At 61.0% G+C, this 24114-nt stretch carries 22 protein-coding genes; 9 read left to right on the forward strand and 13 right to left on the reverse strand.

What is annotated here, in order from left to right; all coding sequences use genetic code 11:
- Positions 1–24 precede the first annotated feature (24 nt).
- A complete protein-coding gene (locus tag LAN37_08830) occupies positions 25–342 on the reverse strand; it encodes a divalent-cation tolerance protein CutA (protein MBZ5647311.1) in 318 nt (105 codons plus the stop codon).
- 155 nt (positions 343–497) lie between these two features.
- Here LAN37_08830 and LAN37_08835 point away from each other — a divergent pair, with 155 nt between their 5' ends.
- Positions 498–1913 (forward strand): phosphoglucomutase/phosphomannomutase family protein, encoded by a 1416-nt coding sequence (locus LAN37_08835; protein MBZ5647312.1) that lies wholly within the window; start codon positions 498–500, stop codon positions 1911–1913.
- Between the two features lie 43 nt (positions 1914–1956).
- Positions 1957–2310 carry a septum formation initiator family protein gene (locus tag LAN37_08840; GenBank protein MBZ5647313.1) on the forward strand — a complete coding sequence of 118 codons (354 nt, stop codon included), beginning with the start codon at positions 1957–1959 and terminating at the stop codon, positions 2308–2310.
- A 78-nt stretch (positions 2311–2388) separates the two neighbouring features.
- Here the strand turns inward: LAN37_08840 and LAN37_08845 are convergent, their stop codons facing one another.
- Genes LAN37_08845 through LAN37_08865 form a run of 5 tightly spaced genes read right to left on the reverse strand, consistent with a single transcriptional unit; the run spans position 2389 to position 8094 of the window.
- Positions 2389–3165, reverse strand: a complete 777-nt coding sequence (locus tag LAN37_08845) for a thiazole synthase (protein MBZ5647314.1) — start codon at positions 3163–3165, stop codon at positions 2389–2391.
- A 56-nt stretch (positions 3166–3221) separates the two neighbouring features.
- Positions 3222–4187, reverse strand: a complete 966-nt coding sequence (locus LAN37_08850) for an ImmA/IrrE family metallo-endopeptidase (protein ID MBZ5647315.1) — start codon at positions 4185–4187, stop codon at positions 3222–3224.
- A gap of 3 nt (positions 4188–4190) precedes the next feature.
- On the reverse strand, positions 4191–6320 hold the full coding sequence (locus tag LAN37_08855; protein MBZ5647316.1) for a hypothetical protein: 2130 nt from the start codon (positions 6318–6320) through the stop codon (positions 4191–4193).
- 29 nt (positions 6321–6349) lie between these two features.
- Positions 6350–7270, reverse strand: a complete 921-nt coding sequence (gene tcmP, locus LAN37_08860) for a three-Cys-motif partner protein TcmP (protein ID MBZ5647317.1) — start codon at positions 7268–7270, stop codon at positions 6350–6352.
- Entirely contained in the window at positions 7270–8094 is an 825-nt protein-coding gene (locus LAN37_08865; protein MBZ5647318.1) for a phage Gp37/Gp68 family protein, read from the reverse strand. Before LAN37_08865 ends, tcmP begins: the two co-directional genes overlap by 1 nt.
- A 665-nt stretch (positions 8095–8759) precedes the next feature.
- On the opposite strand from LAN37_08865, the gene LAN37_08870 reads away from it, so the two are divergent.
- The gene (locus LAN37_08870; protein MBZ5647319.1) at positions 8760–9173 is read left to right on the forward strand and encodes a hypothetical protein; all 414 of its coding nucleotides are present in this window, start codon (positions 8760–8762) and stop codon (positions 9171–9173) included.
- A 1-nt stretch (position 9174) separates the two neighbouring features.
- Here the strand turns inward: LAN37_08870 and LAN37_08875 are convergent, their stop codons facing one another.
- Complete coding sequence (locus LAN37_08875) at positions 9175–9750, reverse strand: GNAT family N-acetyltransferase (protein ID MBZ5647320.1); 576 nt, start codon at positions 9748–9750, stop codon at positions 9175–9177.
- A gap of 356 nt (positions 9751–10106) precedes the next feature.
- Between LAN37_08875 and LAN37_08880 the strand changes: the two genes are divergently transcribed.
- From LAN37_08880 to LAN37_08895, 4 genes are all read left to right on the forward strand, one after another.
- Positions 10107–10403, forward strand: coding sequence for a PilZ domain-containing protein (locus LAN37_08880; GenBank protein ID MBZ5647321.1), 297 nt, complete (start codon positions 10107–10109; stop codon positions 10401–10403).
- Between the two features lie 99 nt (positions 10404–10502).
- Positions 10503–12563: an EAL domain-containing protein gene (locus LAN37_08885; protein ID MBZ5647322.1), complete on the forward strand. Its 2061-nt coding sequence runs from the start codon at positions 10503–10505 to the stop codon at positions 12561–12563.
- Between the two features lie 39 nt (positions 12564–12602).
- Entirely contained in the window at positions 12603–13121 is a 519-nt protein-coding gene (locus LAN37_08890; GenBank protein ID MBZ5647323.1) for a GNAT family N-acetyltransferase, read from the forward strand.
- 238 nt (positions 13122–13359) lie between these two features.
- On the forward strand, positions 13360–14373 hold the full coding sequence (locus LAN37_08895) for a fumarylacetoacetate hydrolase family protein (protein MBZ5647324.1): 1014 nt from the start codon (positions 13360–13362) through the stop codon (positions 14371–14373).
- Between the two features lie 175 nt (positions 14374–14548).
- Here the strand turns inward: LAN37_08895 and LAN37_08900 are convergent, their stop codons facing one another.
- Positions 14549–16384 carry a long-chain fatty acid--CoA ligase gene (locus tag LAN37_08900; protein MBZ5647325.1) on the reverse strand — a complete coding sequence of 612 codons (1836 nt, stop codon included), beginning with the start codon at positions 16382–16384 and terminating at the stop codon, positions 14549–14551.
- Positions 16329–16964: a TetR family transcriptional regulator gene (locus LAN37_08905; protein MBZ5647326.1), complete on the reverse strand. Its 636-nt coding sequence runs from the start codon at positions 16962–16964 to the stop codon at positions 16329–16331. Before LAN37_08905 ends, LAN37_08900 begins: the two co-directional genes overlap by 56 nt.
- Positions 16965–17145: 181 nt before the next feature.
- Between LAN37_08905 and LAN37_08910 the strand changes: the two genes are divergently transcribed.
- Together LAN37_08910 and LAN37_08915 are read left to right on the forward strand one after the other, a co-directional pair.
- Entirely contained in the window at positions 17146–17394 is a 249-nt protein-coding gene (locus tag LAN37_08910; GenBank protein ID MBZ5647327.1) for a redoxin domain-containing protein, read from the forward strand.
- A 9-nt stretch (positions 17395–17403) separates the two neighbouring features.
- Positions 17404–17730: a redoxin domain-containing protein gene (locus LAN37_08915; protein ID MBZ5647328.1), complete on the forward strand. Its 327-nt coding sequence runs from the start codon at positions 17404–17406 to the stop codon at positions 17728–17730.
- Positions 17731–17921: 191 nt separating this feature from the next.
- On the opposite strand, the gene LAN37_08920 is transcribed toward LAN37_08915, so the two are convergent.
- The 4 genes from LAN37_08920 to LAN37_08935 are packed head-to-tail and all read right to left on the reverse strand — an operon-like array spanning position 17922 to position 24013.
- Entirely contained in the window at positions 17922–18506 is a 585-nt protein-coding gene (locus tag LAN37_08920; GenBank protein MBZ5647329.1) for a DinB family protein, read from the reverse strand.
- Positions 18507–18519: 13 nt separating this feature from the next.
- Positions 18520–19797, reverse strand: a complete 1278-nt coding sequence (locus tag LAN37_08925) for an MFS transporter (GenBank protein MBZ5647330.1) — start codon at positions 19795–19797, stop codon at positions 18520–18522.
- An 8-nt stretch (positions 19798–19805) separates the two neighbouring features.
- Positions 19806–21287 (reverse strand): APC family permease, encoded by a 1482-nt coding sequence (locus LAN37_08930; protein MBZ5647331.1) that lies wholly within the window; start codon positions 21285–21287, stop codon positions 19806–19808.
- A complete protein-coding gene (locus LAN37_08935; protein ID MBZ5647332.1) occupies positions 21284–24013 on the reverse strand; it encodes a PIG-L family deacetylase in 2730 nt (909 codons plus the stop codon). The genes LAN37_08930 and LAN37_08935 overlap by 4 nt, the downstream gene beginning before the upstream one ends.
- Positions 24014–24114 lie beyond the last annotated feature (101 nt).

A 24114-nucleotide genomic window follows, 5' to 3' on the forward strand; every position in this document is an offset into this window, starting at 1 on the left:
GGCGATGCCGGCGATCCCGGCGATCTATCCAACGTTTTCTCCGATCCAGGCGAGGTACTCCGCGCTCCCATCCTCGACCGCCAGCTCCACGCACTCCGGCAGCTCGTAGGAATGCAACTCTTTAATCGCCGCCCTCACCCGCTCCACCGCCGCCGCCGTGGTCTTGATGACGCACAGGAACTCCTCCGCCGTCTCCACCGCGCCCTTCCAGCGGTACACCGACTCGATCGGCCCCACGACGTTCACGCACGCCGCCAGCCGCCGCTCCACCAGCGCCCGCGCGATCTTCTGCGCCTCTTCTTTCGACCCTGCGGTTGTTAGCACCACTCGCTTGTCAGTCATTTACAATCATCCGTTCTTTGAAACTTGAGGCGCTTTGCGGGCGTCTGAGCCCGCAGCCGACATCCTGAGCGCGAAGCGCGAAGGAGCTCTCTTAACCTGGCAACGATAACACCGGCCGCTACCGGCCGCATCTGGACCGCATTCCTAGAGCGATCATGCTGACTCAAATAAGATTCGGCACTTCCGGCTGGCGCGCCGTCATGGCGGAAGATTTCACCTTCGCCAATGTCCGCCGCGCCGTGAGCGGCATCGCCCGCTACGTCGTCTCCGTGAAGCCCGCGGGCGCCCGCGTGGTCGTCGGACGCGACCCGCGCTTCCTCGGCGAGACCTTTGTCTCCATGGCCGCGCAGATCCTCGCCGCCCGCGGTGTCACGCCGCTGGTCATCACCGAGCCCGCTCCCACTCCCGCCATTGCCTACGAAGTGATCCGCGCCCAGGCCGACGGCGCCATCAACTTCACCGCCTCGCATAATCCGCCGGAGTACAACGGCATCAAGTTCTCGACTCCCGACGGCGCGCCAGCTCTCCCTGAGTACACAAAGAAGATCGAGGCCGCCATCGCTGAGCTTGACGCCGACCCGGCCCTCGCCGCGCCCTCCAGTCCCGTGCCCGGAGTGAATAAAGAAGAGATCGACGTTCGCCCGCCTTATCTGGCTCGTCTGCGCGAGATCATCGACCTCGATCTGATCAAGAAATCCGGTCTGAAGATCGCCTTCGACTCCTTCTTCGGCGCCGCGCGCGGCTATCCCGACACTCTTCTCCGCGACGCCGGCATCGACCTCGCCGTCGTCCACGATCGTCGCGACGTCCTCTTCGGCGGACACGCTCCCGAGCCAGACGGCGAGCTCCTCAACGACCTTCGCGCCAAAATGAAGGAGACCGGCGCGCGCGTCGGCATGGCCACCGACGGCGACGCCGACCGCTTCGGCATCGTCGACGCCGACGGCACTTTCATCCAGCCCAACTACGTCATCGCTCTTCTTTTCGATTACCTGGTCGAGACCCGCGGCTGGCGCAACGGCGTCGCCAAATCCGTCTCCACCACCAATATGATCAACGCCCTCGCCGCCCACCACAAGGTTCAGCTCTACGAGACTCCCGTCGGCTTCAAGTACATTGGCGAGCTCATCAAGCAGGACAAGATCGCCATCGGCGGCGAAGAAAGCGCGGGCCTCAGCATCCGCCATCATGTCCCGGAGAAAGACGGCGTCCTCGCCGGACTGCTCTGCTGCGAGATGGTCGCGCGACGCGGCAAGCAAATTTCCGACCAATTGCGCGAATTATTTGTCAAAGTTGGTTCCTTTTACCCTCGCCGCGAGAACTTCCGCTTGACCCCTGAGGTCAAAGAGAAGTTCACTACTAAATTGAAGACGGAACCGCTCGACTTTGCCGGACGCAAGGTCTCCGAGATCGTCCGCACCGACGGTTTGAAGCTCGTGCTCGACGACGGATCCTGGGTCTGTTATCGCTTGTCCGGCACCGAACCCGTGGTTCGCGTCTATTCCGAAGTGCGCTCGGCCGCGGACCTCGACAAGCTCGCGCCCGTCGCCAGGGACTGGATCTTTTCTTAACGAAGTTGTAGCCCGCTCGCCCTCGGGCGGGCAGAAGAGAACCTTGGGCCTCATCCGACGCATCGCCGACTGGTTCTACCGCGCGCGCCGCAAGCTCGCCACCGCCGCCGTCGCCGCGCTTGCCTTGCTGCTCAGTCTGCACGTCGTTTTCGGACCGAACGGATTCCTCGCTTACCAGAAAAAGAAGGCGGAATACCGCGCGCTGGAAAAGGACATCGAAAAAATTCAGAAGGAAAATGACGCTCTCGGCGAGCGCATCAAGGCGCTGAAGACCGACCCGGCCACCATCGAAAAGGAGGCCCGTGAGCAGCTCCGATATGCCCGCCCCGGCGAGGTCATCTACACCTACCCCAACCCGCCGCAGCAACCCGCGCCCCCGGTCGCCGCCAAGAAGTAGCTTGTAGCTAGTAGTTAGTAGCTGGCGGCCCCTAGCTACCAGCGGGTGCCCCACCCTTCTGCGAAGCAGAGGGTGGGATCAGCGAACTACTCCCTCCAGCGGCGAGCTGGCGGTGGCGTAGAGTTTTTTCGGCATGCGTCCGGCCAAGTACGCCTGCCGCCCGGCCAGGACCGCATTCTTCATCGCCTCGGCCATCAGGACCGGGTCCGCCGCCCCGGCAATGCCGGTATTCATCAGCACCCCGTCGTATCCCAGCTCCAGGGCGATGGCCGCATCGGACGCGGTGCCCACCCCGGCGTCCACGATCAGCGGCACGCCCGAGATCAGCTCCCGCAGGATCTGCAGGTGGGCACGGTTCTGGATGCCCATGCCGCTGCCGATGGGCGCTCCCAGCGGCATCACCGCGCTGGCCCCGGCATCGATCAGCCGCTTGGCCACCACGATGTCGTCCGAAGTGTAGGGCAGCACCGTGAATCCCTCTTTCACCAGCACCCGCGTCGCCTCCACCGTGGCCGTCACGTCGGGATACAGCGTCGCCTGGTCGCCGATCACCTCCATCTTCACCCAGTCCGACAGCCCCACCTCGCGCCCCAGCCGCGCCGTGCGGATGGCCTCGTCGGCCGTGTAGCAGCCCGCCGTGTTGGGCAGCAGGAAGTAGCGCTTGGGATCGATGAAGTCCAGCAGCGATTCCTTGCTGCGGTCCAGGTTCACCCGCCGCACCGCCACCGTCACCATCTCCGCCCCGCTGGCCTCGATGGCCCGCGCCGTTTCTTGCCCACTCTTGTATTTCCCGGTCCCAACAATCAGCCGCGACCGGAACGCCTTCCCCGCAATGATGAAGGAGTCCATGGACATATTCTAATCACCTAGAACTCCGAATGGATACCAAGCTTTCTGTGGATTCGGACTGATTAATCCCTCGGTGCAATCGCAGTAACAACGTAAGCTTTGGTGCATTCGTCTGACTGCCACGTGTATAAAGAACTCACCGATGTGCAGGGCTGTATGCGGCGGGCCCATTTTCCTGCCTTGTACTCCGACATCTCGACCTCTTCCGCTTGCTCCAGCAGTCTGCGCGGGTTTCGCTCAAGAGATCCACTGTCACTCAGTCCGAAACGACCACGTTCTTGCCCTTGAGTCCACGCGTCGTAGGTGCGGAGGGCGCCAGTAATACGTGCACCCACAACGGATCGGTTCCACCAGACGAACCGATTTCTCCATGAACCCAAGGTCACACAGGACTCGACTCGCAACATAGGATCTTGTCGAGTGCTCGCGTTCGGTCGAACGCTCGAGCAGACAACCATGTATGGTGAGCTGGGCAACACAACGCGCTGAAGTCGCGCGAGCAACGCGGGCATACTAACCCGAAAGGTCCGTGACGTTCCTTCCAGTAGGTTCAGCAGCTCTCCCGGCGCATTGGCAGGAATCCTCTCTAATGCCAATTTCAGCGGGCGCTTCGGCATCAGCAAGCACTGAGCGAACATATCGCAGATTTTTTCCTCAGCATTGTGTTCTTGCTTGCTCAGAATGCCAATCACGTGCCGCGGGCCGGAACCAGCGTCTTCATAAAAGAGAGTATGGCCAAGCTCGTGAGCCAATGAAAACCGCTTCCGAGTGTCAGTAGATGCTCTTCTCAACCGCACCCGATAACCCCCATCGACCGGGACCAGCAAGCCCTCCTGACATCCTGCACCCTCCAAATTCTCTTTAACAGCTAAACCCTTTTGCGCTGCTAAGCGGAACACATCGACGGGAACTTGTTCGTACTCTTCAAGTAATCCTGCCCGCTGCTTTTGCGCAGCAATCTCCGCAGCACCGTAAAGAGTGGCAGCTCCAAATAATTCTAAGAAAAACACCTCAGAGCGCGTTGCCATAACCTACTCGCTGACGCTGGAGCCGCCCAGTACCGCTGCTAAAAGGGAATCACGGAAGTCAGCAAACCTGGAACTGCCTTCTCGTGCAGCCGCTTGCATCGGCTTTGATCCCATTCGTAGAGATGCACGGTACTTATCAATCTCAATCACTTGCGCTTTCTTCAGTCGAGTCGTGCCAGAATTGTTCGCGATCACCTCCGACAGGGTCGCTAGGTGGAAAAGCGCAGTCAGTCGCGCAGACGCGTCGTCGCCGCTGCTCCCACCTGCCTGCAATACATTGTCTGACTTTGCTTCCGCGAGGAAGGTTGCCGTGACGGCAGGAGGCACATCTTGAATTGGTAAGTTCCGAAGAAAACTCTCAACCGCGCTGAAAACCCAAGTTGCTGCTGCTGCGACTCGGTCAACCTGACTGAAGTCATACCTCCGAACCTTCCGATACGCTAGTGCAGTGTGAATTCCGTAATGTGCACAGAACGCATCCACGACAGCTCTGCACTTATCACGATTTGCAAATAGACTCGGGCTCACAAAAATGTAAGCTCTCCACAATTCGTCGTAGTACTGCTGGAGCACGTCAACATCGGCCTTATAAGCGAATGACTCCCGCTGGACTCGGAGTGGCAGTACTCTGTTCTCACTAATCTCCAACCGAGCATCAACCAGTTTCGATTGCATGCCCGGCGAAGGGCAATAGACAATTACTTCACCTTGGGACGCCCCGGCTGCTGCTGCCAGCTTCCTCTCGAGAGCGCCTCTCCCGCTGTTATCGGGTTTATCTTTTGGTCCTCGGAGCTCTGTAGCAAAAAAGCTGATGGAATGTTGGCTAGCCTGTGCCAAATCGCTATCCACGACCAGCAGTGTTCGATAGATGCTGTCGCGCCTATAGCGTAACCCCGCGTATAACATCTCCCGCAGCTTCGTTTTTTCTCCGCTGCCGACCGCCACGGTGCCCAAGTAATCAATGAATTCAGCGTCGGATAGGTGGACGGTGTGGGGAATGCCAGATGACCGACGGCCCGTTTGCCACGGAGCTGGATAGATAAGTTCATCGTCGCGCGGCTTGTTATCGCCGGCGAGCTCGACGAGTTTCGCAAGCATCGCACTGGCGGCCGCCTTTTTGTGGTGATAGTAAACGCGCTCAGACATTTCGTAGCGTTCTCGCATGATATCGAGCACCGCTGTGGCCACGTCGCGTCTCTGCCCGCCACGCCCTTTGCGCGTAACCATCGTGCTCACGCGCAAGCCCTCATTTGGGTACAGCGTCCCGGTTCTTACCGTCAGGTACCGCTGCAGTCTCGTATGAAAACGAGGCTCCATCCCCAAATGCTGTCGGTCACGCGGAAGATAATCGAGCAGGTCAGCACAAATGGTGTTACCTACCGCATCGCTCATGAAAGGATGAAATAGCCGTTCTGCGTCGAACGTCGTGTACCACTCTTGTAGCTCTTGTAGGCGTGCTTTCTTCGAAGCGTCTGTCTCCCTTTGGAGCGAGTTCTCAAGCAGTTCGTCAAAACCGCATGGCGGCTCTATTCGTTCCTTCCAACTCAGAATGACGTAGATCAGCCGGCGCAAGTCCTCATTCCTTATCTTTGGCAACCAGTGCTCTTGCGCATCATCAGAAAAGACCCGCGCCAAACTACTCGATTCGTTAAACAACATTGCGTAAAGGCGTGCATTCGCTAAATCATCGTGACGTAGGTAAATTCCCGTGAACTCGTCTTCCAGAGTATGACCGAACGGAACGTGGCTCAGATCGTGGATTAGCGCTGCGGCACTGACAACCTCGGTCACTCCCCTCCAGCACGACTGGTACGTGGTGATGTTTTCTTCCAGATCAGAATTCTTCGGAACGAGCCGAAGCTTCTGTGAGACGAACCCCCCGGGATGCTTGAGATCCAATCGCTCGTGGTTTTGCACAATTCTCCGCAGAATTGTGCGACAGACAAAGTACGTTCCTATGGAGTGCTGTAGTCTGGTGTGGACGGCTCCGCGGTAAACGAGATCAGAGAAGCCTAACTGCCGCAACCCAGCGAGGCGTTGGAACTCAGGAGTATCGATGATTGCTACGGCAAGCGGTGTTAGGATTTTGGCGCCATACAACGGGTCCTGGTAGAGCTTTCCGTTCTCGCCCATAAGTCCACCTCCCAACCGGTTCTCGTCGCTCACGGAGAGATCACGGTTGCCAACTCCAATTTCAACTGCTCGACCGATTCTCTCCTTGTAACCGCGCGCGCGTACGCTCTGGCCATTAGCAGGGGGGCCGCTGGGTGGTCCGTCGCATGAACCATGTAGTACATTAAGCGCCCTTGCCCCGCACGACGCTCGAAAATCGGCCACGGGTGCGCATATCTGTAACCAAGTTCATTTCGAAACCGACTGACGAATTCGTCGCGAATCTCGTCTTCTGTCATGACTGACAACTTCGACCAATCTGATCGGCCCCACCACTGCTGCAAAATGGACTCGTGTTTCACGCCCGAGATTGCTCTCTTTAGCCACCCCACGCCCAAGAAGTAGAAGAGTTCTATCTTGTTGTTTGGGGCTTGCTTATATTCTGCCAAGCGTTTGACCGTTGCCCAATGGCATTCAAAAGTCCGCTGGTCCAACAAACAAAATGTAGCTTCCTTTTGGCGTATGCAGTCGCCTTTCAGAACAGGCAGCACTTGTTCATTAAAATCGCCTTCATATACGCGAATCTCGCGTCCAATTCCAGCTGCATCATCAGCGGCACCAATTCTTTTCCTGAGATCGCGCAATCGCTCCATCTGCTTTGGATCCTCGTCAAAAAAATGGAAGTGTCGAAACCACTTAGGTTCGCTCTCCACCACCAGCTTCGCCGCCCATGTTTCCGGATGCGTGGGCTCCTGCGGGCCAGCAAAGCCGTCGATGTATGTACCGTGTTTCGTAACGAGCACAAAGTAGTATAGATACCGCTCGATTAGCTTCGCCTTATTCTCGGTCCAGATTGGGTTGCGAATCTGCGGGACGAGCACCTCAGCGCGAACTTCGATGGTCGGCAGAAATGGAAACAAAGGGAGGCTCTGCTTGGTTGCCTTGTCGGCCTTCTTGTTCTCCCTTTCCATCAATCTGCCGCTACACCATCGCTAATCCCAACGTGCGTCTCTTTGCTCAGTGCGTCCAAAATTCTCCGCCGCGTTTCCTGACCAGGCATCGGAGCGCGTTCAATCGGTGGCATGCGATCGTACGTAATGCCATTAAGGACTCGACCAGTCTTTCCTTTTCGCACGCCACCCCACTGTTTGAAGAAGAAAGGAATTTCAGCAGCGGTGCACCTTTTCAGAATCGATTGCACCCATTCAGGGCACATAGGTCGCGCGCCTGGGCCACTTTCTCCGCCGACGATCACCCAATCTAACTCCGTCAGATTTACGTCCGGCATGTCCTCCAAAAGTGGCTCGATTGAGACAAATCGGACCGCAGCAGCACTCGCACGAAGATCGTCGATTCTGGGGTAGCCATGTCTGCGATCCTCAGCACTCACGCCCCACCATATGTGCGGCATGCGGGCTACGAAGCCAAGCTTAGAGTTCAATAGCTGCCTCATCCGTCCCGACCGCTTCGTGAGGACCTGGTACGTATGCCAGTTTGCAGCGGCCATGACTCGGGCGACCGCAACAATGTAACTATCGGGGACGCCGCTCTGAAACAAATCACTCATGGAGTTAACGAAAACCATGCGCGGCGTCGACCAGTGGAGCGGATCGGACAACTTGGCAGGTATCAGTCGCAAGTCAAATCCAAATTCATAAGGATGACCGGGTACACCCCTGAAACGCTCTGCGAATGTCTCTGCGTAGCAGTGCTTGCAACCCGGACTGATCTTGGTGCAACCCCGGACAGGATTCCACGTGGCGTCAGTCCATTCGATTTTGGATCGCCCGCTCATGAATGCTCCTCAGAATCTTAGCATTGTTTCGCTTTTTGTTCTCCTATCGCAGTGTCTTTTCGCATACGTCACCTGTCAAGACCCCCACACGTCACAAATCGGGCCTAACCTACTCATTCCCCGCCAAATATAAATTTGTGGAAATTGTCGGATTCAGGGTACCCCATCTGCCATACTAAAAGTAGGACAAGGTGTATCCCACGGGCCGCCCTCACGGGCGGCCCGTTCCTTTTCCCGCCGCTCTTTGACAATTTGAGCCGCTTAGCGGGCGTGAGCGAGGCGTCGCCGAGCGGGAGCCCGCTGGCGAAATCCTGAGCGCAGCGAAGGACCTATCGGATCCGCGCCCATCCGCGTCGATCCGTGGTAGTGGTGAATTTCTTTGGGTTTGCTCTGTGCCCTCGCCGGTTAAATCTTTGATTCGCAAGATTTTGCCCCAAATATCCCCCTAACTTCTTCCCCTGCATCACCGCCCGGACCGGGGGAGGGGCACTCAGATGTAAGTTCCCGGCCCACAACAACTTAGAAGCACCGATATCCCGAATATCGATTCTGTCTAGGAACTAGAAACTTGAGGCGCTTTGCGGGCGTCTGAGCCCGCAGCCGAAATCCTGAGCGCGCAGCGCGAAGGATCTTTCTTAACCAGAAACTCGAAACGAGGTTTCCTAATGCCCATCTCCCCCAATATTCCTCAGTGCGAGCACATCAAATTGAATGGCGTTCGTTGTGGCTCCCCTTCCCTCAAGGGAAAGAACCTCTGCTACTTCCATTTCCGCGCCCACGATCGCCACGCCAAATACATCCCTTTCCTCGAGGACGGAAACGCGCTCCAGTTCGCCCTCATGCAGATCATTCGCGGCGTCATGGACGACCGCATCGACCTCAAGAAGGCGAACACGCTGCTCTACGCTCTCCAGATCGCCGGCTCGAACCTTCGCCAGGTCCACAGTGAGCCTTACTGGGAGAACGTCATCCGCCAGTTTCCCTGGCACGAGATTTTGAAGAAGCGCATCCGCCGCGCAGAGATTGGCGAAAGAAGTGCCTCTGACTCGTTTGAGGCATCCGTGGTGAAAGGTCGCTAGCTCAGTGAAACTCGGAGCGCAGGCCGGCGAAGAGTTTGGCGTCGCGGTAGGCGCCGCGGACGCGGACCGCCTGGCGCATGGTGCCCTCGAGCCGCATCTCGTTGCGCTTGAGCACGCGCATGGTAGCAAGGTCTTCGCCGTCCACCAGCGCCTCGACCCGGTTCAGGCCCATGGGACCGTAGGCGCACTTCAGCACCGCGTGTGTCGCCTCGCTCATGTATCCCTTGCCCCAGAACTTGCGGTTCAGGATGAAGACGATCTCCGCGCGGCCGTTCTCCGGGGAGATGGAGCGGAAGCCGCACTCGCCGATCAGGCGTCCATCGCCGCCTTTCTCCGTGATCGCCCAGGCTGCTGCGAGCCCGAGGTCCTGACGCTGGAGCAGCGTGTTGACGTACTGGCGAGTGTCGTCGATCGAGCGATGCGCGTCCCAGGTGGTGCGGCTGGTCACTTCGGGATCCGACGCGTACTCGTGGATGGCCCCGACGTCGCCGATGGTGATCTTGCGCAGTTTCAGGTGCTCGGTTTCGAGCGTGGGAAGATTTTGCGTGACTTGTGCAGGTTGCAGGGCGGTTGCCATGACGTACCTCCGGCAACATCACCCCACAATGATGTGTCCCGCAATTTCTATCTCGCGAACGTTCGTTCGGCAAGTTACATCGGTAATGCGCATCAGGATGTTCACCTCAGCGGCCGCGGGCGATCGCTGGGATCGGGGGAACAAAGATCGAAGAACGAAGAAGGTAGAGTGCAGAAGTAAAGAAATTTTGAATTTGTGATTGGGGATTTGCGAGTGCAAATCTTCCCCGCGTCCTCCGTGGAGCATGGAAGTCGAAATTTGCACCAAAAACGGTAATTGCTCCCGCGTCCGTCCTGTGGCTAAATGTTCGGCAAAGGTTTCCCAGGCGCGCACAAATCAAGACGCAAGACATTCCGGTGGAACGCCGCAGGACGCAGCGCTTGCCGTTGACGCTGCTGATGCGCGTGTGTCCGTCGCCGCATCTCCCGGACGGCGAAGACACGATCACCAAAGATGTCAGCACGAAAGGCGTGTTCTTCTACACCAGCACGGATCTGAGCCAGGCATCGGAGATCGAGTTCGTGCTGGCTTTGCCGCCGACTGGCACCCAAGTCCGCTACAAGGGCAAAGTGGTCCGCGTCGAGCCCTACCGCGATGGGACCTTCGGCGTCGGCGTGGCCACGGAAGCGTACGAGTACGTGGCCAACGCGTAAGATCGGGCACCGCAATCTCGGTCTACAACCACCGTAACCAGCGTCCACTTTCCTATGGCTGAATTCTAGGGTTTCTGGCCTAGAATGGCGCTCACGACTGTGGCACTTTCGACAGATCCACAAGAATCCGACCAACTCCAGCGCCAATCGGAAGCGGCGGCGATCAAGCTGCGCAAGATCGAAGGCCGCGAGTGGTGGCTTTGGGCCTTCGCCGTCCTGGTCACGCTGGTGCTGACGCTGGGGATCGTGTCGTTCACCGTGCCGTGGCTGCACGTGGTGCGCGACACCGTCTACTGGTCCGGGCTGAGAGACTGGATGCGCGGCCTGACCGCGCTCGTCCTGCTGTTCGACATCTACACCGGATACCAGCACCTCCAGCTCTACCGCACGCGCCGGAAGTTGTTCGAGCAGAGCCAGCTCTTCCGGCTGATCAGCGAGAACGCCGCCGACATGATCGCGCTGGCCGATCGCGATGGACGAACGCTGTACAACAGTCCCTCGTTCGAGAAGGTCCTGGGTTTCCGCGCGGAGGACCTTGCGGCGTCCTCCATCGAGCAGATCCACCCAGACGATCGCGAGCGCGTGCTGGAGGCGACGGCGATGGCGCGCACCAGCGGGCAAGGCCAGCGACTGGAGTACCGCATCCATCACAAGAACGGCACGCTGCGGATCGTGGAGTCCACGGTCAATGCCATCCGCAACGCCGACGGCGAGGTGGAGAAGCTGGTGATCGTCAACCGCGACATCACCGAGCGCAAGCGCGCCGAGGAGATGCTGGCGCACAGCGCGCTGCACGACGGCCTCACCAATCTGCCCAACCGCGCGCTGTTCCTCGACCGCCTGCAGCGCCTGTTCACGCTGTTCCGCCGCCACGCCGACCGCAAGTTCGCCGTCCTGTTCGTCGACATCGACGAGTTCAAAGTCATCAACGAGAGTCTGGGACACGAAGCCGGCGATGAGCTGCTGGTGCAAATGGGCCGCCGGTTGACGGCGTCGCTGCGTGGCTTCGACACGGTCGCGCGCCCCGGCGTGACCGGCGAGTACCAGCCGACCGACGACACCCTGGCCAAGCTTCCGGGCGACGAGTTCTCGGTGCTGCTGGACGACATCCGCGATCCCAGCGACGCCATTCGCGTGGCGGAGAGGATCCAGGAGAAGCTGGCCGCGCCGTTCGTGGTCAACGGGCAGGAGATCGTGGTGTCGGCGAGCATCGGGATCGCGCTGAGCACGAGCCAGCTCAGCGGAGCGCAGGACTTGCTGCGCGATGCCGAGATCGCGATGCACCGCGCCAAGCGCGCAGGCAAGGCGCGCTGCGAGGTCTTTGACGCCGCCATGCATGCCACCGCGGTCAAGCGGCTGGAGCTGGAGACCGACCTGCGCAAGGCGATCGAGCGGGGAGAAATGCGGGTGCATTACCAGGCGATCGTGTCCGCCTCAGACGGGCGGATCACGGGGTTCGAGGCGCTGTCGCGCTGGCAGCGCGCGGACCGCATCGCGATGCCGGCCGAGTTCATCGGGCTGGCCGACGAGACGGGGCTGATCCTGCCCATCAACCGCGCTCTGATCCACGAAGCGTGCCAGCAGTTGCAGGCGTGGCAGGCGGAGTTCCCGTCGGAGCCGCCGCTGACCGTCAGCGTGAATCTCACGCCGAAGCAGTTCGCGCATCCCAACCTGGCAGCGGAGATCGCGTCGATCCTGCAGCAGACCGGCCTGGACCCGCGCTGCCTGGAACTGGAGATCCTGGAGACGGTCGCGATGGGCAACCCGGAGCACGGCGGGCAGGTGATCGGGGAGCTGAAGGCCACCGGCGTGCTGCTGAGCATCGACGACTTCGGCACCGGATACTCGTCGCTGGGGCGCTTGCAGCGCCTGCCCGTGGACAAATTGAAGATCGATCGCAGCTTCATCATGAGCCTGGAGAGCGACGCGCAGAGCCGCGAGATCGTGCGCATCATCATCATGCTGGCCCATGGGATCGGGCTGAAGGTGGTGGCGGAAGGCGTGGAGACGGAGGCGCAGTTCGAGCAGTTGAAGGGAATGGGTTGCGACCTGGTGCAGGGATATCTTTTCTCCAAGCCGGTCGAGGCCGCGAGGGCCTCCGAGCTGATGCGAAACGGCTGTCGGCCGTTGCTGGCGAAAGCGGCGTCCCCGAACGTCTGACGATTGCGGAAATCTTCGTTCGACGTATCATTGAGGCGAATGTCCTCACCGCAGCAAACAACACGGCTGAACATCGACGCGATGGCTCCCAGCGATTGGCCCGACGTGTCCGCAATCTACCTGGAAGGGATCGCGACCGGCAATGCCACGTTCGAGACGCTGGCGCCGACGTGGGACGAATTCGACCGCACGCATCTGCCATTCGCGCGGCTGGTCGCGCGGCAAGGGCAAACCATCGCGGGCTGGGTCGCGCTGAGCCGCGTCTCCCTTCGATCCGCGTACGCGGGCGTGGCGGAGATGAGCGTGTACGTGGCGAGCTGGGCGCGCGGCAAGCGCGTCGGGTCGGCGCTGATGAGCGCGGCGATCGAGCTATCCGAGCGCCACGGGATCTGGACGCTGCAAGGCAGCATATTCACGGAAAACGTCCCCAGCCTGCGGCTGTGCGAGGCCGCGGGTTTCCGCCAGGTCGGGCACAGGGAGAGGATCGGCCAAAGCGGCGGCCAGTGGAGAGATACGATCCTGGTCGAAAGAAGGAGCAAAGTTGTGGGGATTGAGTAATCGTGGAATCGGGTAATTTAGAAATTGAAAAAACCTCACCACAAAGGGCACGAAGGTAAACACGAAGGACACAAAGGAAGAAGAATCGCCGGGATCGCCGACATCGCCGGCACCGCCGGGATCGCCGAAGTTGCCGCAATCCGATGCCGACGATCGATGACTGATAGCTGACGACTGTTTCCGGCTATAATCCCTGCCCTTATCCACGGTCCTAATCCAGACATATGGAGCGACGAGAATGAAGCAGAACCGTCGGAATTTCCTCAAGACCGCAGGCGCGCTCGGCGCGGTCGCGGTCACGGGCGCGATGCCCGCGGCGATCGCGGAATCCAGGCCATCCGGGACGTCGGCAAAGGGATACGCCAAGGGCCTGACGCTGCTGACCATGCGGCGCAACGGCGAGTATCGGCTGGGCGTGAAGCTGGAGCAGGGGATCCTCGATGTCCTTGAAGCCGCCAAGCTGCTGCACATGCGCGCGCCCTCTACCGTGGACGAGCTGCTGGCAAACGAGGACGGACCGGCGCTGAACGCGCTGGTGACCGCGGCCCAGAAGTCGAAGGCAGCGCAGAAGGCGTTCGTCAAAGAGGAGAGCATCGAGTACGGGCCGGCGGTGACGCGTCCGGACAAAATCGTCTGCGTCGGGCTCAACTACAAGCGGCACGCGCAGGAGGTCGGCCTGAAGCCGGGCAAAGTGCCGGTACTGTTCAGCAAGTACAACAATGCGCTGAGCGCGCACAACCAGCCGCTGAAGCTGCCCACCAAGGTCGCCACCAAGTTCGACTACGAGATCGAGCTGGTGATGGGCAAGGTGGCGAAAGACGTCAGTGAGGAAGATGCGCTGTCGTACGTTGCGGGATACGCGAGCGGCAACGACTTCACGGCGCGCGACCTGCAACTGGAGACCGGCGGGCAATGGATGATCGGCAAGACGCCCGACCAGTTCGCGCCGCTGGGCCCGTACCTGGTAACTGCGGACCAGATCCCCGATCCGAACAACCTGAAGCTGGAATGCCGGGTGAACGGCGAGACGCGGCAATCGTGGAACACCAACGACATGATCTTCAACTGCAAGCAGATCATCAGCTACATCTCGGGGCGCATCACGATGAAGCCCGGGGACATCATTTTCACCGGGACGCCGCAGGGAGTGATCCAAGGGTATCCGCCGGAGAAGCGGGTGTGGCTGAAGGCGGGCGACAAGATCGCGTGCAGCGTGGAAAAGCTAGGCGAGCTGAAGTTCGACCTGGCGTGAGGCGGCGGGATTTACGTCCCGCTACTGGACCGATGGTTGTAGCGCAAGCTGTTGTGGAATCCTTCGGTCGTCCCTACAGGACTCCCTCAGGATGACAAATTAGAAAGGCTCTCGAACGGCACGGCTAAAGCCGTGCCCTGACACATTCTTCGTCTCGGACTCAGACCAAGTTTGGTCACACCACGGTGACGGTTTCGGAGGAAAGGGCTTCGGGTTCGGTGGAGTAGAGGGCGTCGATCTGCGACCTATATTTTTCCTCGATGACGCGGCGCTTGATTTTCATGGAGGCGGTGAGCTCGCCGGTCTGGACGGTGAAGTCGTCGGGAACGAGCAGGACCTTCTTGATGGTCTCAAACTGGGCAAGCTTGGCGTTGAGGACCGCGAGAGCGTCGTCGTACATCTTGCGGGTGCGCGGATCGGCGATGAGTCCCTCGCGGGACTTGTAATCGATGCCGGCGGCCTGGGCCCAGTCCTCGAGCATTAAGAAGTTGGGCGAGATGACGACCGAGGCGAATTTGCGGCGGTCGCCGATGACGACGGCGTGCCCGACCATGGGGTTCATCTTGAGGGCGACCTCGATGGGCTGAGGGGCGATGAACTTGCCGCCCGAGGTCTTGAGCAGGTCCCTCTTGCGGTCGGTGATGGCGAGGAAGCCGTCCTGGTCGAGAATGCCGATGTCGCCGGTCTTGAACCAGCCGTCCACGAAAGCGTTCTTGGTCTCGTCCGGCATGTTCCAGTAGCCGGGGAAGATAGAGGGGCCTTTGACCAGGATCTCGCCGTCGTCCGCGATCCTGATTTGTACGTTGGGCAGCGGCTTGCCGACGGTGCCGATCTTGCATTCGTCGGGGGTGTTGATGGCGATGACGGGTGAAGTCTCGGTGAGGCCGTAGCCTTCGAGGATGCGGATGCCCATGCAGGCGTACCAGTCGGCGAGATCGAAACCGAGAGGAGCGCCGCCGGAGATGAACGAGGTCACGCGTCCGCCCATGCCTCTCCTGATCTTCGAATAGACGAGAGCGTTGGCCAGCTTCCACGCTGACGAAGACGGAATCTTCCCGGCCAGCACCTGATCGCGATGGGCGCGGCCGACCTTCAACGCCCATTCGTAGATGGCGCGCTTGAGGCCGCTGGCGGTCTCCTGGCGCACGCGGTGCGCGATCTTCTCGTAGACGCGCGGGACGGCGACGAACATGGTGGGCTTCACTTCGAGAAGAAATCGCGTGAGCTGGTTGAAATCGGGGCAGTAGGCCAGCGTGACACCGTAGTAAAAGAGCACGTAATCGAGGTGGCGCGCGGTGACGTGGGAGAGCGGGAGGAAAGAGATGGAGACGTCTTGCGGGGTGAGGTTGGACCTGGCCATGGAAACGCTGAGGTTGGCAGCAAGATTGCCGTGAGTCAGCATGGCGCCCTTGGGCATGCCGGTGGTGCCCGAGGTAAAGATGATGGTGGCCAGATCGTCGGGCTTGATCTCTTTCGCGCGGGCGTCGAAATCGGGGTCGCGCTGGGTGGTCTGATTGACCATGAGGCGATGCATGGGGACGGCGTTGGGGACGCCGACGTAGTCCATGACCACGATCTGCTCGAGGCGGGTCTGGTCTTTGATGGCCTCGACTTTCTTCATCTGCTCGATGGTGGAGACGAAGATGATGCGGGCGCCGGAATCGCGGAGGATGTGCGCGGTCTGCTCGGCGGTGAGCGTGGGATAGATGGGGACGACAACGGCACCGAGCAACAACGTGGCGTAGTCGGCGACGGCCCACTCGGGGCGGTTCTCGCTGAGGATGGCGACGCGATCGCCCTTGTGCACGTCCCAGCGGGCGAGCGACTTGGCGGTGCCGACGACGTCGCGGTAGAGCTCGCGCGAAGAGATGGGGATCCACTTGACCGTCTGCTTGAACATCATGACGCGGTCATGGTCGCGGTCGATGCCGGCGTAAAAGACGTCGTTGAGGGTGCTAACTGCCACTGGCCTGGTTCTCCAATCCCTTGAGGATAACGTCCACGACAGCATCGGCGGCGCCGCCGAGGGGGTAATCGTGCTCGCTGAGCACCCAGGAGGTGACCATCTCGTCGAGGGCGCCGAAAAAGCAGTTGGCGGCAACCTTGTCGGAGAGATCGGGGCGGAAGAGGCCGAGACGCTGGCCTTCACGGATCTCGTGGCGGATAAGCTGGAAATAATCGATCAAGTGCTTGGTCGAGAACTGGGCCAGGAACTTGGCGCTGTGGCGGAGCTCGGTCTGGAAGACGATGGCCAGATTCCGGTTGCCGCCCAGCATGGAGAGATGCAGGAAAGCCATGCGGCGCAGGCGCTCGCGAGGGTCGTGGAGATGGTGAAGGTCGGCGCGGGCGCGGGTGAGGAAGCCCGCGAAGGAGGTGTTGATGGCCTCCATGAGGAGCTCTTCTTTGTTGTGGAAGTAGAGGTAGATGGTGCCGTCGGCGACACGCGCGCGGGAGGCGATGTCGGTGACGCGGGAACTGGCGTAGCCGTGTTGGGCGATGACTTCGATGGCAGCGTCCAGGATACGCCGGTATTTGTCCGCGTTCCGGCCTGGTGCGGTAGCGGCACGAGTGCTGAAGTGTCGTTTTGGCACTGGCGTCTGGGCCCCTGAACGCAGTTCCGAGGAATCCACAATGTACTCTGGCGCAAGCGTTGGGGCAAGAAGGGTGCAGAGTACTGAGTGCACCGTGCATAGTGCACGGTGCAAAGCGGGAATTGACCGGGATGTAACTTCCAGCTAGGCTTTCGTGTCTGTTTGGGTGTGAGGGAAATCTATGCGCAAAGCTGTGCTGGCTGTAACGGTGGCATGCCTGCTGGTCTTGTCGGCGGGTGTGGCCCGGTCGTGGGGGAATCCGGACAAGAAGGACAGTCCGCCGCTGGGTCTTAAGATCGGGGACACGGCGCCCGATTTCACGCTGCTTGCCTTTGACGGCAAGGAACTGAAGAAGGTGTCGCTCAGCGACTATCGCGGCAAGAAGAACGTAGCACTCGCGTTCTACGTGTTCGCCTTCACGGGCGGTTGAACCAAGGAGATGAAGGCCTTCCAGGAGAACCTGGCGAAACTGGAGGCCGCCGACACCCAGGTGCTGGGTGTGAGCATGGACAGCCCCTTCTCGAACTTTTACTTCGCGCAGATGAACGGAGTCACGTTCCCGCTGCTGGGAGACTGGGGCGGCGAAGTCACCCGCAAGTACGGACTGCTAAAGACGCTGGAGATCCAGGGCACAAAGATGGATACGGCGCGGCGAGCGACCTTCCTGATCGACAAGAGCGGGAAGATCATCGAAGAGCAGGTGGATAACGAGGCCGTGGACCCGTCGAAGGTTGTGGCGGCGTGCGAGCGGAAGAAGAAGGGGTAAAGCGCACGTTCCCCTTCGACTTCGCTCAGGGCAAGGACTCGACTCGCGCTGCGCGCCTGTTCGGGATGATGTGAATCGACAGAGTAGGGATCCTTCGACTCGGCGCGCCAAGATCGGGCGCGCCTCGCTCAGGATGACACCAAAATAAAAGAGGCTCTGGGCGAACCCCGAGCCTCTTTTCTTGCGCGCGATCACTTCTGGGGACGGCTGGCCGGGGGAATGATACCGTTCATGCGCAGGTATTCGACCATCTGGCCGTAGTGGTCGAAGGAGTGCCAGGTAACGACCATTGCCATGCCGAGGCGCGTTGCCTGGCCATCGCCAAACGGGTTCTTGATCCAGCCATTGATGTTCTTGTCGTTTACGGTCGCCAGGGCCTTGTGGGTATAGGCGCACGATTCCTTCACGAACTTCACCACGTCGGGCTTGGAGGTGATGTTGTCGGGGCCGTTCTCGCCCTTGCCGAGGTCCACGGGAGGCTTCTCTCCGAGGATGGCGGCGGAGACCAGATAGTTGGTGGCGGCGACGTGCATGGCCTGGTCGCGGAAGGTACGGACACCCTTGAACTCGCCGTTTGTCGGGGCGAAGGTGAACCTGCCGTCGGGCATGGCTTCGACGGCGGGGACGAATTCACGTTCCAGGTTGGAGAAAGAACGGTCGAGGATGGTGGTGACGGACGGCGGCTCTTTGGGAGCCTCCGTCTTCGGCTTGTCTTGCGCTGCGGCGAAGACGCTGAACAGCAGCAGGACCAGAACATTGATGCGAGCGAGTTTCACGGCTTCCTCCTGATCAAGCTTTGATTTGAGTGCTGATGATGTCGGCGACCGAAGCTCCGGCTTGCAGCCGGTAAGAGCGCACGATGACGATGCCGAGCAGCAGCCCTGCGGCGGCGATCTCAAGCGCTCGTGCGATGCCGAAGCGGTTGGCGATCGCGCCCCAGGCGGCGCTGCCGGAGGCCATGCCTCCTTGCAGCATCAAGAGATACAGGGAAATGGAACGCGCCCGCACCCAGGCGGGCGAGCAGGTCTGAGCGGCCATATTGAGGGTGGCCAGGATCTGGATCCAGGCAACGCCGCCGGCGAAGAGCGCGGCGGCCAGCAGCCAGAACATGTGCCAGGTGGAGAGCAGGAAGGTGACCAATGCGAATGCCAGGGTGGCGAGGGCCACCTGCGCGTCCGGGGAGAGCCTCCTGCGGAGCGCAGGCAGGATGGTCGCACCGGCGATGGCCCCCAATCCAAAACATCCCAGCAGCAGGCCATAGCCGACCGATCCGTAGGGACTGGCGATGATGGGCAGCAGCGCCAGGACCGCGCTGGCGGAGAAGCTGAAGACGCCGGTGCGCAACAGGACGGCGCGAACCGCCAGAGACTTGTGGGCGTAGCGGATGCCCACGACCATGGCCTCGGCGAAGCGGGTGGCGGGGAAAGGATTCTCGTGGGGGACGCGCCGCCACTCGTGGAGGACGAAGATCACGCCGAGGAAGGAGGCGGCGTTCAACAGGAAGGCGGAACCGGAGCCGGCGGCGGCCACGATGGCGCCGCCCAGAGCCGGGCCGACGGCGCGCGCGACGTTGAAGCCCGCGGAATTGAGCGCGACGGCGGAGGCGTAATTCTGGCTTGAAACGATCTCTGGGGTGATGGCCTGCCAGGCGGGGTCGTTCATCACGGCGCCGAAACCGAGCAGCAGGGTGAAGAGGATCAAAATCCAGGGCGTGACCAGGTGCAGGAGGGTGAGCAGGCCGAGAACGGCAGCGACCAGCATCATCCAGGTCTGGGTGACCAGCAAAAGACGGCGGCGGTCGACCATGTCGGCGAGGACGCCGGCGGGAAGCACGACGAGAAAGACGGGCAGGCTCATGGCGGCCTGGACGAGTCCGACCATCAGCGGAGACATGGTCATGGTGGTCATGAGCCAGGCAGAGCCGACATTCTGCATCCAGGTACCGGTGTAGGAGATCACGGCGGCCACCCAGATGCCGCGGAAGAGCGGCTCGCTGAAGGGAGCCACGGCCGATCCGGACCATCGGTCCGTGACGGGCACGTTCGGGATCTGTCCGGTCTCTGCCATGTCAGGTCTCAGGCGTGCGTGGCCGGTGCGGGAGCGAGCGCAAAGGGCCACTCGCGGCCTCGCCAGGCCCGCAACAGATACAGCACGATGCCCGCGCCGAGGATTAGCGCGGCGTAACGCAACTCCTTCTGAAAACTAGGACGGAAGACGAGTACGTACAAAAAACCCGCGGTGGCAAGCAAGGCGGGCACAGGGTACAGCCACATGCGGAATGGGCGCGGCATCTCGGGGCGCAGAACGCGGAGGACCACGACGCCGACGATCTGCAACAGGAATTGAAGAGAGATGCGGATGACGACCAGGGCGGCGATCACGTCGGCGAGACGCAGGAAACAGAAAGCGGCCGCGGCGACCGCCAGCCAGGCCAGGGCGACGTGCGGGATGCGCTTGACGGGGTGCACGCGGGCGAAGGCGCGGAAGAAGTTGCCGTCGAGGGCAGCGGCGTAGGGTACACGCGAGTAGCCGAGCATCAGGGAGAAGACCGAGGCGAAGGCGGTCCACATGATCAGCAGGGTGATGACGACGGCGGCGCCGTGGCCGTACACGCGTTCCATCATGGAGGAGACGACGTAGAAGCGGGCGTCGGAATGCGAGGTCTCAATCAGCTCGCGCCAGGGCACCACGCCCAGGATGCTGACGTTCATCAGGATGTAGATGGCGGCGACGCCGAGGATGGCGTAGATGACGGCGCGGGGCATGGTGCGCGCCGGGTCCTTCAGCTCGTCGCCGATAAAACAGACGTTGTAGTAGCCCCAGAAATCGTAGGTGGCGACCAGCAGAGCGGAACCGTATCCGAGGAAGAATCCCCGGCCGAGGGTGAAGGCGCCCGGGGGGAAATCGAAGGCCAGCGCGGAGCGGAAGTGCGTGGCGCCCGTCCAGATCACGAGCGCGATGGCCGCGACCACGCCTCCGAGCAGAAGCTTGGAGATGGCGCCGATGGTGGTGATGCGGCGATAAAGCAGAAACGCCGCGAATGCGCAGGCGGCGATCGCGACCAGCGTCGTGCGCGAGAACACCACGTCGGCCTGGAGGCTTCCGAGGACGGGAAGCTGGAGAGAAAACCCATGCGACCAGATCACGGTACCCAGTGGCCGGAAAAGATAGGTGGCGTACTGCGCCAGGCCGATGCATCCGGAGGCGATGGAGAGCGGGGCGCTGAAACTCAGTTGCCAGATAAAGAGAAAGGAGAGGAGGCGTCCGAGGCCGCGCGGACCGTAGATCTGAGAAAGATATTGATAGGAGCCGCCGGAGCGGGGCATGGCGGCGCCGAGTTCCGCCCAGACCAGGCCGTCGCACATGGCGAGCAGCGCACCTGCGATCCAGCCGAACATGGCCTGCGGTCCGCCGACGGCGCTGACGATGAGCGGGATCGTGATGAAGGGTCCAACGCCGATCATGTCGATCATGTTGAGGACGGTGGCGCCGCCGACACCGATGCCCCGCACCAACTCGGGCGCGGAGGTGTCGTGTTCGGCGGCGGGAGGGGTCATGGGCGGGCGCCTAGGTTGGACGATTGGGCGGCGGATTGGTTGTGTCCGGAGGCGATCAAATTCACAAACAGGCGCACGGCGCCGGGAATGCCCGCTGGAAGCTGGCGGAAGAAGGCGTAACCGGCGTAGATGTACGTCCCCTTACCGTAGCGGGCGCGGAGCAGACCGCCTTGCAGCGGCGACTCGCCGGGGTCGCTGGAGGCCAGCAACGGCTCGTACTGTTTGTCCCAGGAACTCATGAAATAGAGGCCGCGCTCCTGGACCCATCCGTCGAAGTCGCGGGCGGTGATCTCGTTGGGGTAGTGGAAGATGGGATCGGTGGGAGCGAGGACCTGCACGGGCGCCTGTTCCACGGCGACGCGGTCGCGGCCGAGTTGCGCGGGATAGGGCGTGAAGTTACCGGAGTTGAAGTCCTGCACGCCGGCGTTGTATTGCACGAGGAGAGTGCCACCGTTCTTCACATAATCGAGAAGGCGCGGGTGGTTCTGCTTGAGGTCGTCACGGGTATCGTAGGCGCGGATGCCGAGGACGATGGTGCCGAACTGCGATAGGTCGGCGTGAGCGAGTTCGTCGGGGGTGATGAGGTGGACATCGAGGCCGAGCTGCTGGAGCGCGGTGGGGATGTCGTCGCCGGCGCCCATGACGTAGCCGACCTTCAGGCCTTCGGGAATGTTGACGTTCACCGCGCTGATCTTCTGGATGGCGGGCTGGTAGTAGTAGAAAACGCCTAGGTCTTCGCGGGTGACGATGGAGAAGCCTTCGGAGTAAGTCTTGCCGCCGGATTCGGCGATGGCGCGGATGGTGTAGTGCTGCTCGGCCAGCCGGTCGGGGCGAACGGTGAATGTCGCAGTTGCCTGATCGAGACGATTCTTCAGCACCAGCGGCTGCGACTTCGGCGTGACCTGCCAGCCGGGAGGTAGTTGGAGGCGGATAAAAGCGGGAGACGGTGGGAACCGGTAAGAAGTAGCACTCACCGCGACCTTAAATCCTTTCGGAGTACCCGCTCGTATGAGTGATGCAGAAGGAGTGAGGAGAACTGATATCGGGGCGCCGACTGCAAGAGCGACCTGTTTTTGGGCGACCGTCGATGGGCCGGCAGCTTGGTGGGAAGTTGCAACGGCATGGTAGCTCGCGTGGTGCCCGTGCCAGGAGTAATCCACCCGAACGCGGACGGGAGCCGGGGACAACGGTGCGGTGGGATCGGTTGAAACCGTGTAGATGGTGTCGGTTTCAGGATTGCGGCGCTGGAAGTGGGGCCGTGAGAGCGCAGCATCGGGCGGAATCTTGATGTTGAATGAGGTGACTCCCTCCAATACTCGGAAGGAGGAAGGGTCTCCAAAAATATCCACGTCCTTCCCCCATTTCCAAGTTGAGGGCAGCTCGGGCTGAATACGATCGATTTTGAGGCCGTTTCCTTCATCGGTAGGAACACTCACTAAAAGAGGGAGTGTGTCCCCGGCAGCAAATACCTCGAAGCCCTGTGGAGTAAGACTGCTAGCAGCCATGCGGGGATCTGCAATCACTTGCAAATCTAACGCGAGAGCTATCGCGCGTTCGAACTGAGACTTCTTAGTTTGCAAGGCTTCGAGAAGATCGGCTTTCTTCAGGGCGCCGACCTTCGAATCACTTACTTCGGCGATGAGCTGACGCGTGAGCTCGAGGCCGAGGAAGAGGGGCTCGGCGGCGTCATAGGAGCTTTTCTCAGCGGCTGCGGTCGCCTTCTCCACATCGTGCTGAATCTCGGTCAGCGTGGCCTTTAGATTCGGAATCGCATCGGCGTGGACGCGCGAAGCGAGGCCGGGGATCGTGGTGTCGATACCGGCGAAAAAGTCGGGCTCGTGGCCGTCTTTGTCCGTCGCAGGGGGAATGACCGAATCCACCAGCTTGTACATGCTGAAGCGCGGGCCGGGTGGAAGATTCCACGCGCCGGCGCCCTGCGAGAGCTGGTGCTTGAGCCCCTGCATGCCGAACTGCGCGTAGGAGGCGCCGAGCAGGGGATCGACCACGGTGGTCTCGAGCTTGACGGTGTAGTTCTCGCCGGGGCGGACGTTGTCCACGTAGAGCTTCTTGGCCTGCCAGGGCTGGAGGCCTTCGCGGATCTGCTCGGGAAAGCGGTTGGGATCGGCGGCGGCGCGGAAGGCTTCGCGGCTCAGAATGCCGGCGGCTTCGTGTTGGCCGTGTCCGTCACGGCTCGCGCCCTGGAAGCGGCTGACAATGACGTCGGGACGGAAGGTGCGGATGACGCGCACCATGTCGCCGAGGCCGATATCGTGCCCGTGCCACTGCTGGAAAGTCTCCTCGGCGTTCTTGGAATAGCCGAAGTCCGCCAGGCGGGTGAAGCGCTGCTGGACGCCGTAGTAGCGGTCGGATTCGAGCAGCTCGAGGGTGCGCAGCACGCCCAGCTCGTCGAACAGATTGCTACCGGTCTTGTTCTGGCCGCCTTCGCCGCGGTCGAGAGTGAGCAAGAGGGTGTCAACGCCATGGCCGCGCGCTTCCAGAGTGAGCATGCCGCCGTCCTCGTCGTCGGGATGGGCGGTGGTGTGCATGAGATGCGCGGTTGTCTGGAGCTGGCGGAGAACTTGCTTAAGACCCGTGGCGCCGGTATCAACGGGTAGCGGGTCGGGACGCTGGGCGAAGGACGCCGACGCCCCGAGCAGCAGGGCGAAAGGAAGCGCAAGTTTTCGGAGAATCAGCGCGGGCCGGCGGCCGAACAATCTTTCCCCCATGGTGGAAGTCCAAGATGGTAACAGGTTTGACGGGTGCGACGCCCGATCGTGAGCCTTTGGGTTGGATAGGGGTCCTTCGACTCGGCGCGGCCAGAACTGGG

Source organism: Terriglobia bacterium, from assembly GCA_020073495.1.
Lineage (GTDB): Bacteria > Acidobacteriota > Terriglobia > Terriglobales > Acidobacteriaceae > JAIQFD01.